The organism is Nitrosomonas marina (assembly GCF_900111605.1).
Lineage (GTDB): Bacteria > Pseudomonadota > Gammaproteobacteria > Burkholderiales > Nitrosomonadaceae > Nitrosomonas > Nitrosomonas marina_A.
Genome location: NZ_FOIA01000030.1, coordinates 1 through 15911, shown reverse-complemented (window position 1 = coordinate 15911; position 15911 = coordinate 1). Strand labels below are relative to the sequence as shown.

Annotated in this window: 12 protein-coding genes and 1 riboswitch; of the genes, 8 read left to right on the top strand and 4 right to left on the bottom strand. The window is 43.8% G+C overall.

Features of this window, described 5'->3' with window-relative positions; genetic code table 11:
- Nucleotides 1–295 precede the first annotated feature (295 nt).
- Nucleotides 296–379, top strand: a riboswitch (cyclic di-GMP riboswitch).
- 154 nt (nt 380–533) lie between these two features.
- Both BMY62_RS12610 and BMY62_RS12605 read left to right on the top strand, forming a co-directional pair.
- A complete protein-coding gene (locus tag BMY62_RS12610; RefSeq protein WP_090660568.1) occupies nt 534–1376 on the top strand; it encodes a PEP-CTERM sorting domain-containing protein in 843 nt (280 codons plus the stop codon).
- 325 nt (nt 1377–1701) lie between these two features.
- Nucleotides 1702–3882 carry a cytochrome-c peroxidase gene (locus BMY62_RS12605; RefSeq protein WP_256207604.1) on the top strand — a complete coding sequence of 727 codons (2181 nt, stop codon included), beginning with the start codon at nt 1702–1704 and terminating at the stop codon, nt 3880–3882.
- A 148-nt stretch (nt 3883–4030) separates the two neighbouring features.
- Here BMY62_RS12605 and BMY62_RS12600 read toward each other — a convergent pair whose 3' ends face one another.
- The 3 genes from BMY62_RS12600 to BMY62_RS12590 form a co-directional block, all read right to left on the bottom strand.
- Complete coding sequence (locus BMY62_RS12600) at nt 4031–5410, bottom strand: undecaprenyl-phosphate glucose phosphotransferase (protein ID WP_090660562.1); 1380 nt, start codon at nt 5408–5410, stop codon at nt 4031–4033.
- Nucleotides 5407–6639, bottom strand: coding sequence for an XrtB/PEP-CTERM-associated polysaccharide biosynthesis outer membrane protein EpsL (gene epsL / locus BMY62_RS12595; RefSeq protein ID WP_090660559.1), 1233 nt, complete (start codon nt 6637–6639; stop codon nt 5407–5409). Before epsL ends, BMY62_RS12600 begins: the two co-directional genes overlap by 4 nt.
- Nucleotides 6640–6876: 237 nt before the next feature.
- The gene (locus BMY62_RS12590; protein ID WP_090660556.1) at nt 6877–7875 is read right to left on the bottom strand and encodes a sulfotransferase family protein; all 999 of its coding nucleotides are present in this window, start codon (nt 7873–7875) and stop codon (nt 6877–6879) included.
- Nucleotides 7876–8300: 425 nt separating this feature from the next.
- Between BMY62_RS12590 and BMY62_RS12585 the strand changes: the two genes are divergently transcribed.
- The 5 genes from BMY62_RS12585 to BMY62_RS12555 all read left to right on the top strand — a co-directional run bounded on the left by BMY62_RS12585 (nt 8301) and on the right by BMY62_RS12555 (nt 13683).
- Nucleotides 8301–8903, top strand: a complete 603-nt coding sequence (locus tag BMY62_RS12585) for a PEP-CTERM sorting domain-containing protein (protein WP_090660553.1) — start codon at nt 8301–8303, stop codon at nt 8901–8903.
- Nucleotides 8904–8937: 34 nt separating this feature from the next.
- Entirely contained in the window at nt 8938–9627 is a 690-nt protein-coding gene (locus tag BMY62_RS12580) for a CHRD domain-containing protein (RefSeq protein ID WP_090660550.1), read from the top strand.
- A 99-nt stretch (nt 9628–9726) separates the two neighbouring features.
- Nucleotides 9727–10269 (top strand): aspartate carbamoyltransferase, encoded by a 543-nt coding sequence (locus tag BMY62_RS12575; protein ID WP_256207603.1) that lies wholly within the window; start codon nt 9727–9729, stop codon nt 10267–10269.
- Between the two features lie 655 nt (nt 10270–10924).
- Entirely contained in the window at nt 10925–11728 is an 804-nt protein-coding gene (locus tag BMY62_RS12565; RefSeq protein WP_090660544.1) for an endonuclease/exonuclease/phosphatase family protein, read from the top strand.
- A gap of 725 nt (nt 11729–12453) precedes the next feature.
- Entirely contained in the window at nt 12454–13683 is a 1230-nt protein-coding gene (locus BMY62_RS12555) for a PilT/PilU family type 4a pilus ATPase (RefSeq protein WP_090660609.1), read from the top strand.
- A gap of 540 nt (nt 13684–14223) precedes the next feature.
- On the opposite strand, the gene BMY62_RS12550 is transcribed toward BMY62_RS12555, so the two are convergent.
- Entirely contained in the window at nt 14224–14856 is a 633-nt protein-coding gene (locus tag BMY62_RS12550) for an HD-GYP domain-containing protein (RefSeq protein ID WP_090660538.1), read from the bottom strand.
- A gap of 578 nt (nt 14857–15434) precedes the next feature.
- Between BMY62_RS12550 and BMY62_RS12545 the strand changes: the two genes are divergently transcribed.
- Complete coding sequence (locus BMY62_RS12545) at nt 15435–15710, top strand: hypothetical protein (protein ID WP_090660535.1); 276 nt, start codon at nt 15435–15437, stop codon at nt 15708–15710.
- Nucleotides 15711–15911: the final 201 nt, after the last annotated feature.

Below are 15911 nucleotides of genomic sequence, written 5' to 3'. Positions count from 1 at the left end.
CGTCCTTTCTTTACTGAATTGCCAGCAAACTCAATTGCAGCACTCAAAAAGCAGTTGCTCCTGAAAGATATTCTATTGCCAAACCTGAAACTGGCAATCAGGAAATTTATATAAACAGAAAACCACCCCCAGATTGTTTAATGTGAAAGGCATAAACAATAATACCTGCCTGCAAAACATACCCGTATTGCAACAGCGAATAAATTCCAAATACGAAGCACATTCTGGTGCGTCAAACCAATTTAATGCGGCAATTTGTCGCATTGATTTCCAGTCGCTTTCAAGATAATTTAGAGTAAAACAATACCACCCTCGTTGTAAAACGGGTCCGGAAAGCCAACGGGTCTCACAAGCATATCGAGATGGCCGGGTTGCCTCCTGAAATGATAAGGAGTAGCTGACATGAATATGGCGGCAAATACTATGTGTTTCTTTGCACATCATTCATAAACTGATGCCTAGTGGAAAATTTAATAACTGGCACACACTATATGTTACTTCAACAGTCATTGATTTTAGGGAGATAGTTGTTGATGCGAAATCTTAAACAATCGACTTCACACACAGTGAAGACTTCACTCATAACAATAGTTACACTATTCAGCACAAATACCGAAGCAGCGGGTGCTGTATCTTCGAGCGCCTGGACCATTACAAATCATCTGGATAATAGCTCAACCAGTATAGCAGCTGAAAGCACAGGACTGAATCCACAGGGTTATACAGACAACTCGCTACTGAATTATTCAGCGTGGGGCCATGCAGGCAACTGGTTTACCTTTCAAAATCATTTGGATGGTGCCGATGTCAGCGTGGCTGTAAACGGCGATGCAGCCTTTGTTCCAGGTTTTACAGTGTGGGCAACCGGAGCATCAGAATTTGATGGGGGAACGGCAGGTTTTCTGAGCGAGACCAGTACGGCCGGTTTTGGAACGCCGCACTCATTCAATGTTACCGGTGCGATGGGTGATACCGGTACGTTATGGATGGCTGACGGTCAGGGCGGTAACGCACTTGAAACACTTGGCTATGCGGTCGCCAATCCAGCGGTTAACTATACCGCCGGCACCGGGTGGGGTGAAACGATTCAATCCGGCACCCATGACGTCAGTCTGACCAATATATTTGAAGCGGGCGTCACCGGCAGCATCGGCACCCATTCCGCAACGCTTGAATTTAATGAACTCGCCGCCGGATGGTATGCCATTTATATCGGCGGGACAGATGGTTCGTTTGCAGGCGGCGGATATGACCTGGTTGTCAGCGCGGTGCCTGAGGCACATACATGGGCGATGCTGCTGGCAGGCGTGGGACTGATCGGATGGCGAGTGAGAAATCGGCCCCGTAATGCGTCCACCCTGACATCTGTTCATTAATTTAAAAAATGGAAGTGAAAAATAAGGAACAATTGTATATCCGTTAAGTCCTTTTTTCATTCTACACGCATGAAAACGCAATCAAGTGAACGCGTACCTTCGACACACACCGCTTGACTATAGCGTATTTTTGTTGTCCAGCTGCTTGTACATCATCAGTTGCCATTCTCTATCATGACCTGCAGACAACGTTACTATAATTCAAATATAGCGCTGAAGTCACAATCATACGATCATGGTTTACCAATAAGCTGCTGGTTTGTAATGAATATAAACCAAAATCAACGGAGTAGTGCAGATACTAGCCAGGAGAATAATAATGCTAATGAAAATAAAAAAAATCACCATTAATCTGTTCAAAATATGTTGTCTGACCTTCTATACCAGCACAATTGTGCTGGCTGATGGTTTCGGACCAATACCTATTTCGCTGAAAAACGCGCCTGTTCCGGAAGTACCCGGACTCCTTGATGGTCCCGATCCGGTTATTGTTGACAAAGAGGCAGCGATTATTTTGGGCAAAGCATTGTTCTGGGATATGAATGTGGGCAGTGATGGGGTTGCTTGTGCTACGTGCCATTTTCACGCCGGCGCTGACAGACGTACTAAAAATCAACTTTCCCCGACCGGCAGGGATGGCCTTCTGCCAACAGAGTTCTCCATAGGCAAAGACGGTACACTTCGTGGCCCAAATACGACTCTATCAAAAAGTGATTTTCCTTTTTTTGATACCGACAATCCGGCCACTGATACTGGAGCTGTAATCTATAACAGCAATGATGTTGTGTCGTCTGCCGGCACATATGGTGGCAATTTTCATCGGGTCAACTGGTTTCATGGTACCAATGACAATTGCGACCGCAGCGCTGACCCCGTATTTCATGTTGGTGCAATAGGTACGCGCAAGGTCGAACCACGTAACACGCCAACTGTCATTAACGCAGTGTTTAATTTTCGTAATTTCTGGGATGGGCGGGCAAATAACATTTTTAATGGCAGCAGTCCGTGGGGTGACCGCGATCCCGATGCCGGTGTCTGGGTATTGCAACCAGGCGGTACTGTATCAAAAGCGCGTATGCGGCTGATCAACTCATCGCTGGCTTCTCAGTCAGTTTCTCCGCCTTTGGACAATTTCGAAATGGCCTGTGAAAACCGGACTTTTGCCGACCTTGGTCAAAAACTGCTGTTCCGCATGCCGCTCGAACATCAGGCTGTACACTGGAATGACAGTGTTCTGGGCGGCCTTGCTTTCAGCAGCGAGGGGCAACTGAAAAAAGGATTGAACACGCGATATCTACAACTGGTGATGGATGCGTTCAATCCAAAATACTGGTCATACCCCAGGCGCGGTCCGTTTGGCGCACCTTCAGGAAACGGTCTGGCCTACTCGCAGGCTGAGGCCAATTTCGCAATGTTTTTCGGATTGGCACTGCAAATGTATCAATCCACGCTTGTTTCAGATGATTCACCCTTCGATCGCAGTGCTATCGACGAGCATGGCACCCCAGTTGATCTCAGCGAATCGGCCCAGCGTGGCATGGAAATTTTTCGCGAGGCACACTGCGCACTCTGCCACATCGGTCCAAATTTTTCATCTGCTGCCGTGGTAACCAACGGTATCCTTCAAAAAATCAATCCGCATGCATTCGGTAACGAATCGTTTCGAATCAGTTCCACTGATGTTGTGACGCTTTTGGCCGTAAATGGCGGCCACATGTTTCAAGATGTCGGCTTTAACGGAACAGGCGTAACACCTGATGAAAACGATCCGGGGCTGGGCGGGACTGATCCATTTGGTAATCCATTATCGTTTTCCGACCAGTATATGCAGCTTATCGCAGGTAACGATGAAGCAGTTGTCGACCCTTATGTTGAAGACGTACGACCGTGCGATATGGATTTCCCGATTGCGATGGACATTGACACGCCGCATCAATTTAAGTTTACGCGTGCGGACGGCATACAACCGCAGAAACAGGACACAGTGGATTGCTTTCACCCACATGGTGCTTTTATCCCTACCGAAGAAACAGCTCAGGCGGAACTGGAGAAACCGGACAGAAAGCGATTTCTGAGTGCCGCAACAGGCTCATTTAAAGTACCTACGCTCAGAAATATCGAATTGACTGGACCGTATATGCACAATGGAGGCATGGCAACGCTTGAGCAGACCATAGAATTCTATACCCGCGGTGGCAATTTCGAGGTTGATGCCAAAGAATTCGCCAAGGTATTTACTCAACCCGAGTTGAGAGATCCACAACATTTAAAAGATTTGCTTAATTTTTTGAAAAGTCTGACCGATGAACGTGTACGATACGAGAGAGAGCCGTTTGATCATCCCGAATTGTTCGTGCCACACGGTCACACAGGTGATAACCATATCATCAAAGCGACCAGTTCCCTGAGTGAATCACTTGCAGCCGATGAAATTCTGGTGATTCCGGCCGTAGGCGCTGAAGGTTCAGCCGAACCGTTACAACCGTTTGAATACTATCTTGATTAACACACCAGTGCGTTTTCAAACCTGCTTGCGGAATCAGATCGACGCGTCGGTGATCGTTATCTGATTCTGCAGCAGCATTGTTTCAAATACCAAACCAGGGGGATTATGCCAAGAATGATCTCCGGATTTATCCAACCGCCCCTGTCAGTCAGAATGCGTTTTTCCTGTTCAATACAACCCAGACAGTCCGGATAATGATCCATATATCCAGCCAGATTGACCAGTTATTCAGATAGTACAGGTCATGTTCGACGCGTTTTTTCATTTTATCCAAAACTTCTGTTTCACCACGCCATCCGTTCACCTGCGCCCAGCCGGTAATTCCCGGTTTGGTTTTATGGCGCATCATATAACCTCTGATCAGTTTGCGATACATTTCATTGTGGGCGACCGCATGTGGACGCGGTCCGACCACACTCATACGTCCTTGCAATACATTGACAAACTGCGGCAGCTCATCCAGTGAAGTCCGTCTTAGAAAAGCACCAATTTTCGTGACCCGATGATCATTCCGTTTCGCCTGCACGATAGAATTGCCGTTTTCGGTTACGTTCATCGTGCGAAATTTATACACTATGATCTCCTTACCATTGTAGCCATAACGGCGTTGTTTGAAGATAACGGGGCCGGGTGATGTCAGTTTGACGGCAATGGCAATACATAACATCAAAGGAGAAAGCAAAATCAGTATCAGAGTGGCGAACAGATAGTCGCTTGCGATTTTGATTACACCATCAATACCGGAATAGGGTGATTCACCAAGAGAAACGATTGGCATATCGCCAATATAATCGACCTGCGCCTGAAGTAAATCAAAAACATACATATCCGGCAAAAAATAAATCGAAATGGTTGTGTCTGAAAACTGCTCGATAATCTGCTGAATGCGCGGCTGGGAAGTCATGGGCAGGCTGATAAAGATCATATCGATGCTGTTTTTCTCAAGATATGAAATGATATCTTTCGTTCGTCCAAGGTATGGCCCAAAGTTGCCACTGATTCTAGGTTGCTGCCGATCATCGAAATATCCGCGATTCTCTATAAACAATAAGGGTTGGGTGGTAATATAGTTAAGTAATTTCTGGCTTATTGCATTTACACCGATAATGACAGAAGACCGCTGTTTACCCCGGTTACGTTGAATACTGATGATTAATTTGACAATCAAATGGCTGACGATAAGCGTTAAAGGCGTAACGATCATCCACGACACAATTACCTGTCTGGAAAAATGCTCCGAGAAATGTGTTATATGACCAAGAAATAATAAAATTGCAATAATAATAGACCAGCCGATGAACGTATTGCGAATATACGCAAACAGATTTCCCTGTCGCCAGTTTTTATAAAGCGAAGTATGCTCATATACATAGCTGGATACAAAAAATATTAAAATAATCAATACAAGATAATGACTTGTGAATGTTTCATCAAATATCCAGATCAGCAGCAATAACACACTCCAGGTTATTGTTGGATCCAGGATATACTTGAAAAAAGCGATTACCGGCAAGTCATATGTTTTCATTTTCTTCCTAGTATATAGCGCAACGAAACAGTCACTCCATTAGCTGTAAAACCACCCAGGGGAGAGTTTGAAGATAGACTGTTATGCACAGCTGCAGTGCTGATTTCAGTGCCATAAAATGGTGCGTATGTTAATTCCAGAGATGCAGTAAGGATTTTGTTATTATTGCCAAGATCATCCGTTTGGTTCGTCAAGACAGAAAAGCGATCAAATTTTTGTGTCAGATAGGAAATATACCCTTGCAGTTTCGTTTTTTCCGAAAATTGCCAGACCGTTGTTGTGCTTCCCCCGGTATTCAGGCTGAAATTGGCCGTCAGACTTTGTATCGCAACCGTTTCTCTCCATCCACTCAACGTTATTCCTATTTTGCCGGTGGGTTTCCAGAAATAGGTCAGACGCGCGTTAAAGCCGCTGAAATCACTGGTAGAAAATGATGCATTGTTTCTTTGCACCCAACCGCCTAAAAACTTCAGGTGCGATTTTCCGGTCAATTTCCAATCGATTTTGCCTTTGACTTCATTCTGATTATAATTATTTTCGGTAAATATTCTGTCAAGCGTCTGAACCGGGGATGTAAATTCTCCACGAATATGCCGGTACTGCAAGCCGACTGAACTGCCGCTTGACGCCAGAAAATCCAACCCGCCTTCAAATCGGTCCTCTCTACGATTCTGAAATCGCAGAACAATATTGCTTGATTCAAAATTAAAATGCGAATAATCACCACGTAACCGCCAGCTGGGATGATAATGCCAGGCAAAATTGAAATATTCAGTATGCTGGCTATGTATATTTTTTATAGCGGGCTGAAACAGGAAAGGTGCTTGACTCCTGTTAAAATTAGCGCCCAGGTTTCCTTCAAACCGATTTCCGAGAAACCAGTTCCAGTTTCCCTGTAAATCGTACGCATTGTTGTTTATCTGACTGAATTTTTCAAACCGGGTGTGGCTCCAGTGTCCGGTTATATGAAATTGCTGTCTACTGATTTGTTTGTCGATAACGGCACCGCCCAGAAATCGGTGCGAAATATCGAACAGATTACTGGTACCGAGCAAAGCCTCGGCGTCCATTTGGTCGCGAATGCGAAGTATATTGTCATCAGCCGTCATGCCGTAACTTATGAAGGGGCGAATCAATTTTCCGACAATTTCTGCGTAAACCGTCGGGTTGAAGAATAGCAGCACAACAGCAAGAAGCGCGCGATTTAATAATCCCCTAGTCGACAACATTAAAATATGTATCACAGTTAATTTCAACCGGTTCGGCAGTTACAAACAATGCTATATATGGAAAAATTTATCTTTGACGGGTTTAAACTATGATCCGGCGAAAGCCCAAACTCAGCTGCCATACCGATAGATGCAGGACTGTATACAAGAATATCTGGAATTACCAGGTTAGTGACTGAAAGAGAATGCCTGGTTGTGTTATGCGGCTAGATAACAACCATGGATAGCTGTTAGGATTCATAGGTAACCCAACGCGCGCATGGTTTCGCGAAAAGGTTTCCTGATCGCCTGATTTAACGCATAGGAGTCTTTGGCAGCAGTGGGATGTAAGGTGGCGTTTACATACTGAAAAAACTGCGAATCGTTTTGGTCCAGTTCCAGAAATTCTAAAATCTGTGTCATTGTTTTCTGCGGTTCAGAACAAAGTGTTTCATACTTGACAAGATGAATGTCATCTGGAAACTGCTGTAATAGCGACAAACCTTCCCGCATGGTGACGATCCACTCAACAGCGGCCATATTGGCCTGATGTACCCAGGTTGCCATTTCACTGGCATAAGGTGATAGGTCGCTGTGGTCTTTCACAATTTCGCTAGTCAAGAGGCGCCATTTACGCTGATTTACACCCCACCAGTCATGTGTTTCTTTGCCACTAATCCTTCCCTTGTGTTTTGACCAGTCGACGATGGACTGGCATGTATCCCAACCATTACGGGTAAGAAAAATAAATTTGGCGTCTGGAAAAATCGCTTTTACGAAAGGAACGCGAAAAATTAACTCGGGATACTTGTCGATAACCCGGCGTGAAAAAGAGACGGATAAATACATGCCGTAAATCCTGTGCGCACTCTGGATGACACTATCGGAGGCGTCCGACGCATTGAGTCTGTAATGTGCATGATTACGGCTGTAACTGCCAACAAGGTCTTCTCCGGGATGAATTGCGTGCCACAGCGCTTTGGGCTCATTGAGAAAACCCACATCACGATGCATTGATAACACAACACCCAGTATCGTAGTGCCGCTGCGGCCGGTACCAAGGATAAAAACTGGTTTTTCAATTTTTTTTTGTATGGCCAACCGTTTCTCAACAGCAAAATGAGCGAACACTAGCGGATTGATCCATCGTCCGCGCGTAGTCACCGGTCTTCCTTCAAACAATGCATAACTGATCATGCGGTTCCATAGTTTCCAGGGTCGTATTTTAATGTAAGACGAATCAAGCTGAGCGATCATGTTTAATTTTCATATTGTTGAGACTGCAATTTCTAAAAGAATAGTATTCCCGCAGCAAAATTACTAACGCTTTCAATTTCAAAGTAATATAAATTTTATATGAACCGGTGGCAGTTTATGTGCGACAAATTGTCACATGGAATGATTGTCTGACGATAACAAGGGTACTTCTCGACTACTCTGATATTTCTAAAATTTAACATAAACTTAATGCGTTATAAGTAATTATGATAATATTCATGAAAATTCAATACAGCCTTTGATGTTATTGAATTTTGCGTCATCAAAGGAACAATAAATTGAATGTCGAGAAGGGAAGAGAAGGGTAGTATTCTTTGTAAAAAAACACATAAATAACACTGCAGAATATTAGCTTAGTGCAGAATTCTTCTGAAGACGTAATTTTAATTCGGGTGTGGGGCGACATGAAGCTGAATTTTAAGGTCTTGCTGGTGCTGTTGTTATTGGTAGCTTGTTTTAATAACACATGGGCGCAACATCAATATCTACGCGCTATCGACTTTGATCTGCTTCGATCTAGCACGCATATTCCTGGCATAGCAATCAATTATTTGAACTATTCGGCTTTGCACTCTGCTTTCATACAGCGTTTTACTGATTTAGATCAGGTACCGGTTGTGCCGAAAGTATATACTGATAACGATACATTTAATTCATCTGGTAATGAGTTGACTACGTCGATATCGAACAGCTTCCATGGATCGGACAACTATGTCTCCGCTTCAGAACTGTTTTATCCATTTACGAATGTCATCGACAGGACAGCTTTACACAATGTACCTGACATCAGATATATGACAAAGACTGTCCACTTTTCAGGATCGGCACACAAAACCAGTAATACGCCTATAATAGCCTTAGGCGCTGACGAAGCATTTCTGCTTCGAAACGAAACATTCGATAAACGGGGCACGTCAGCACCGGAACCCGAGACATACGCAATAGTTTTGACCGGCGTTGTGTTACTCGGGTTTGCAGCAAAACGTCGAAGAACATACTATCACTAGATTTTATGACAAAAACAGGAGGGGGACTGTAATCATGATTTGGGCCAGATACTATATTGTTGCAGTATGTTTTTTTAGTGCCTTAATTTTAAGCTGTACTGTGCACGCCAGTAATTTTGTTGCCGGGCTGAACGATGGTACAAACAATTACGGTGGCGCTTTTCTGGAACTGTCCAACGACAGGGATGAACTGGATTTCAGGCTCGCCCTGATTGGTCTGGACCTCAGCGCCAATCCTCTTAACCCTCAAGACAACAACGATGTCACCGCGATTCGCATCTTATCGGGTAATCCAAACACAAATCCGCCTCATGCACTGAATATTTTTGGTGTGGCGAATGGCGTTGTCCGCCAGGATGATGCCGATATGAAATTCTGGCCATTCAGGTTTGGCGACAATTCCAGCGCTATACAAGATATTGCTTTTCTGATGGGGTCCTGGGATGACAGTGATCGTCACTATACAGGCGCCGGTGGGACAAAGGAATTTTGGGATTCAGCGCCTTTAAGTGACCTGTTAACTTCCCTCGAAAACAATCAGCTTTATTTTGAAGTCCTGACAAAGGGCTTGCCAAACGGGGAAATCAAAGGAAATATCTTCAACATCATACCGCAAATTCCCGAGCCGGAAGTATATGCAATGCTGTTGACTGGCCTGGTCGTTGTTGGTGTTGCAGCACGTCGCCGACAGCACTGGAACAGACCTGCATTTGGTCATAATTAGAAAATCAGTTACTCACCCCGATAAAACTGGCGTAGCTCGTCGTGTAACTTTTTATTTGAAAATATACTGGTAAAAGTGGCTGTGAATCGACTTAACAAAATGAAACAATACTATCCATCGATCAATTTTCTGATGCTGATGATATTATCAGCAGTGTCGCTGTATGCCTACGCTGTTGATCCTGACACTGAAAAACGCCTTGATGACGTAGCTGAACGCGGCATGCATATCATGCCTTTTGATCTTGAAGAAACAGTGCATGTGTTTTCAAAAACACAACATGGCGGTGTTCAGCAGGTGATCGCCAATGATGAATCTGATACCGATCAAATCAGACAGATACGCAAACATTTACTGGAAATCTCGGAAGCGTTCGGGCAAGGTGATTTTTCTTATCCCGAATATATTCATGGTGCAGATATGCCGGGGCTCGCCGTACTAAAAGCAGCCAAGCCTGGTCAGATTAGAATCGAATATGCAGAGCTGCCTGATGGTGCGCAAATCAATTATTTCTCGCGTTCGCCGCGACTGATCGAGGCAATACATCAATGGTTTGATGCGCAGCTAAGCGATCATGCACGTCATGCCAAGCCGGGGCATAATCATGAACATAGGCATGACCATGATATGCACCCTAATTGACCTAAGTTGTATCCTGGTGGAGTCGTCATTGAAAACATACTTTTCAAGCACATCACAACCGTCTCCATGTGTTCCGGCCAGTTGCTTGCCGTATTGCTGTTAATGTGCCTGGTTAAAAGAAACAAAAAAACCGTACCGGTTTTCAACGATCCGCCCCGATATTCAAAGAGTCAAAGTGTGCTGCGAGGCGAAATTAAAGTCATCGTAAATAAACAGTGTCTATTATTCGTGACGCGGTTTTGAATTTTCCTTTACCAAATTGTTGCAGCCCTTGATGTTACTACGGTGCAATGCCGGAAAAATCGTCACGTCCAGCGCGCATTATGTATCCAGCGGTGCAGTCCGAACATATCAGGCGTGCAGTCACCCGTAAAATAATCGAACCGGTCGCAGGTACTCAATCGCCTGCATACGTTAATAATGTCTGACGGAAACAAAACAGGATGGCTGGAGCATCATCGTATGCACAGCCGTCCTGCCTGCTGGTCGCTTCAGGATACTGCAGTTACAGATGACTACCAGCTTCGTATCATTTTCAGTTGCATGAAACCGGACTCGATTGTCTTTCAATTTCAGGTTATATTCTCTATTGACTATTGCAGTATCTGCTGTAGTCAAAAATTGGTACACGATCAATAAACAAGGTTGAAAACGGATGCCGGCTTTCACTCAATCAACGGCAAAAGTAGCCTGCTGGAATCTTGCGGGCTATCACGGCCTGACCGAAGAAAGACTTGACAGGCAAGCTGAGGGACTCGGATTGCTGGATGCCGAATTGGTTGTATTAGTGGAAATCAACCCCGAAGGCGTCCTACAGGGTTTGCAGCAAAGGCTGCGTAAAAAAGGTATTGATTACCATACTGCGATTATTCCGCAGACCAGCAGGTTAAAAATCGGGCTTTTGTATAAAAATGGCGTAACTGTTGACAATCTTCGTTTGCTCGAGGGATCCGATCTTGGCGATCCAGACAAGCGCAAAGCATTCATAGCAAATGTCAAAATCGGAAAATTTGATTTTCAGTTAATTGCCATACATCTGAAATCAGGTCGCGGCAGGGCAGAACAGCAGTTCAGGGATGGCCAATGCAAAATCATTGGCGCCTATATTACACAACAACGCGCCGCCAGCAGGGAAGATATTCTGCTGCTTGGTGACTTCAACATGATACCCGGCCAGGATGTCTCTAATTTCCACCACCTGGGAGGCGATGACCTTATGGATTTCATATCCTCGTGGGATTTGCAGGACAGAAATTCACACATCCTTCCCAAAGGCAGGGCGAATTTGCTCGATGGATTCGCCATCAGCCGAAATTACAGTACTGAATATATCCGTGGCAGCCTTCGTATATTTCCCATGCACTGGGCTATGGATATTGGCCGGGAAGCCTTCAGAGAAGATGTGTCAGACCATCTGCCTTTCGTAGCAAATTTCAGAATTGACCGTTCAAGGGATTAAATTTTTCGTAAAATTGTAAAAAAACCACATTCACAGCCTTATATTCTGCATAAATATATAATGTTCATAGCACTAACGCGTCTGCATGTGCTAGTATGTTACAGTTTTGTCGCAGCTTATTTGCTTGTTTTCGAAGCAATTGGTAACGCGAACGCAGATTTTGGAGCTTTTTTCCACCGTTTTTGGCGTTCTGATAATCACTTCCGGCTATTGCTGGTTGCAATGAACGCTATACCGGGCTTCCGGCCTGATTACGTTTTTGCATTTAACATTACCCCTTCCGTTAATCATAAACATTTTCGGGCCGGAACTTTAAACCCGCCATTTTCCAGGGTATAGCACAGACAAAGAATCAGGCTAGTTGACTGAATAAAACCCCTGCACGCCTCCAATCAGTAATTTCAGTAAACATCGGCACATCAAATGCTTAACATCGGGTAAGAGGGACAGGCATTTTGCAAATTTCAAGTTTTCACAAACGCATAGAGACCCGCACACATTTCCAGCGTATTTTGTTTATATGTTGAAAACATTAATTTGGCCTGAGCGTCCAAATAAAATTCAAGAGAAACGTGATTGGTACCGTATAGTACATATACCTTCCAAAATTTGCTGTTAGCAAAACCTATGGCATTTTTTCAGGGTTGCACACGCGTACGCAACAATCAAACAAAACCGCCATCACTGAATTAATAATTAACAATATCAATCAAATTCAATCAAGCATGAGCAAATCGCTAGAACCGTATTTAAAATTAATGTCTGCAAAAGGAGCATCGGATCTTTATTTTACAACGGGCGCTCTGCCCAGTATGAAAATTCAGGGCAAGCTGACTCCCGTCAGTCAACAGATACTGCTTCCGGGCATGGTAAAAAAACTTGCCTACAGCATACTCAGTCAAAAAAGGATTGAAGAGTTTGAAAAAGAACTCGAACTGGATATTGGTCTGGGAATTCCTGACATCGGTCGCTACCGAATCAATATTTATATGCAGCGTGGTGAAGTGTCCATGGTCATCCGCTACATCAAATCCGAAATACCCAGTATAGAAGCATTAAACCTACCTTCTGTATTGAGAAAAATCATACTCAACAAATCGGGACTGGTCCTTGTTGCGGGGTCAACAGGATCAGGAAAATCAACTGCCTTGGCTGCAATGATTGACCATCGGAATGCCGTCCATGCTGGCCATATCCTGACCATTGAAGATCCTATCGAGTATGTGTTTAATCACAAGAAATCCATTGTGGGGCAGCGCGAAATCGGTCTCGACACACATTCTTACAAAAACGCTCTTCGTGAAGCCATGCGCGAGTCACCCGATCTGATCATGATCGGCGAAATACGTGACGCGGATACCATGGAGGCGGGTATCACTTATGCTGACACGGGGCATTTGTGTGTCAGCACACTGCATGCTGTTAACGCGAACCAGGCGCTTGACAGGATTATCAATCTGTTTCCGGCCAAACAACAAAACCAGATATTAATGGATCTATCAATCAATTTGCGTGCAATAGTATCGCTGCGTTTGGTTAACAGAAAAGAAGGCGGGCGGATCGCTGCAGTCGAACTCATGCTGAATACACCTTACATCGCCGAAATCATCCGGCAGGGTGATTTTCATAAAATCAAAGAAAGCATGGAGAAGGGTGCTCAGCTAGGAATGCAGTCATTCGACCAGGCTTTGTATGAGCTGTATAAACAGGGCAAAATAGAGTTGGAAGAAGCCCTCAACAACGCGGATTCACGAACCAACCTGGAATGGAAAGTCAATTTTGGAGACGGTGCCAATTCTGGCCCGAAAAACAAGGACCCGGAAACAAACCCCTCTTCACTTGGTAGTTCAACTGCCAAAGATTTTATGCAAGCCCGGAAAGATAAATCAACAGCGAGTCAGATTGACGATCTACCCGTTCTGGATGCAATCACATTAGAAGATAATGCTCAATAGCATCCGGCCGGCTTCAAAAAAAACCTCAAAACATCGCGCACCTTGCCAGGCATGACCACTATGATATCGAGTTCCTGAGCATCACCCAGAAAACGCACATGCTACAAGCCGGCGTACTCTCCCAGGTATCCGTCCACAAGTACATTCTGAAAATATTCTATTGTTAACAAATAATTATTTATAATTTTGATATTTTGTCATTATTAATTGTTCGGTATAGTAGGGTGTTGAAATTAGCCTTTTATTGAGCCTTTTCGCAGGGAGGTTTATATATGACACGTTGTTTAGGAACAATTATCAAGGAAGGCAAAAGTCATATCTGTCACCATACACTATATTACTGTATAAGCTGTGGAAGCGTTGGATGTGACCAGTATAGCTTCAGTCAGTGCTCAAATCAGGGATTTCTTTATTGTAAATGTTTGGTTTGCGGTGTGAATGGTCAAAGCAAAATTTATTATTACGATGACTGACTTTGTCATTAGAATATGCCTATAACCTCAAAAATAATACTTTAGACAACTTAGAAATGCCTTGATTTTAAATATGCGCATATGGAATTGAAAAATGCTCCGTAGGCACTTTTTCTGAATCCAGCATTCTTCCAAAACATTGTAGTAATTTAGGATCGTATAAGTGTGATTCCTTTTGAAGAATGCCAAAGGCTTCGCTATGACTAAATCCCTGGCGATAGGGCCTGTCACCTGTTAGTGCATCAAATGAGTCAAGAATTCTGGTCATACGTGCCAGAAATGGTATTTTGTCACCAATCAAGCCATCTGGATAACCGCTGCCGTCATAATTTTCATGATGATATAAGACTATTTCATTAATTCTTGAATCAAGCCTTAAAGGTTCCAAAAAATTAAAACCAAATTCAACATGCTTCTGAACTAGCGTATATTCTGAAGCAGTCAGTTTTTTAGGCTTATTTAAAATATGATCGCTTATTGAAAGCTTGCCAACATCGTGAATGCCTGCGCCGATTATAAAAATCCCTGTTTCCTTTATAGACAAATCAGCAAATTGGGAAAATAAGATAGCCTGTTTTTGGATACGGTATAAATGAGATCCTATTTCAGAATTCCTGCCCGCAATAATTTTCATTAGGAATTGATAAACACCGTCCTGATTATTCAATATGTCATTAACTCCAGATATAGAATTTTCCATTATTGTTCTTAACCAAATTGAATTGAATAACAAATTAATTTCTTTTGAAGAATTTCTAGTACTATCAATATGATATTGCCGGGTTCAGTGAGCTTGTCAGTGTTCATGGCAAGGCGTGTCTTGCAGGAAATAGTCGTTCTATTACCAAAAGACACAACGTAGTCCATGGACGCTGACAAGCTCACCCACAGGGCGTTACCGTGGTGTCCTGCAGCCATGTTACAGTACTTGAAAAGGGAATAACCCTTTCCCGCTTACTTTGCCTTGCTCCATAACACCACGGCAACGCTGTACCTGGCATTATCATATTGATAGAGTACTAGACAATATCAACATTAATTACTTTGCAACCGCTGAAATGAAGGATATTTCCGGCGTTGTTTCACATATCGATTTTCGATTCTGGTCTGGTAAAGTGATAGCGGGCGGTAGGTGTCAATCAGCATTGAAAACTGCCCGGTTATCAGCGTCGAAAACTGTCCAGAGTTGTTGGCATTGCGCCAATTAGCAGCTCAATAAAGGTGCCAATGGATTCTGGACCAAATTAAAGTGAAATTTTTTGCTGAACTGCTTTCTAGTTGAGTATCCCTGATCAATTCAAAGAATTAATTCACCACGCCAGAAGCACCTTCTCTACATTCTTCAACCAAACGCTACCCACTCACTTTACTGATCACACCCAACTCGCTGATTCTTTTTGCAATGTTGTTCTGGATGAAATCCTCGTCAACGGACGCGCGGATAAGTTGATCGGCATAGTTGACAGCGCCTCTCAAGGCGAGGTGGAACAGGACCAAATCCGCTACCTGCCGATTATCCGGCCCGGTGAGATACTCGAAATGTACCTGGCTTGATCGCCACCCGGCATAGCGGGGAAGGTAGGGCGAACCAGTGGTGACTCAATTTAATAAACCGTTGTCATTCTTGGAATTAAGGCCAAAGATTGAATGTTAAATTTTTGGGAATCTCTAAAAATATACTTAAAGCGAATCTTTCCAAGCCAGGGAACGATTAGCTGGATTTCCGACTATTTTTCTGTTCAAGAATTTGATTTA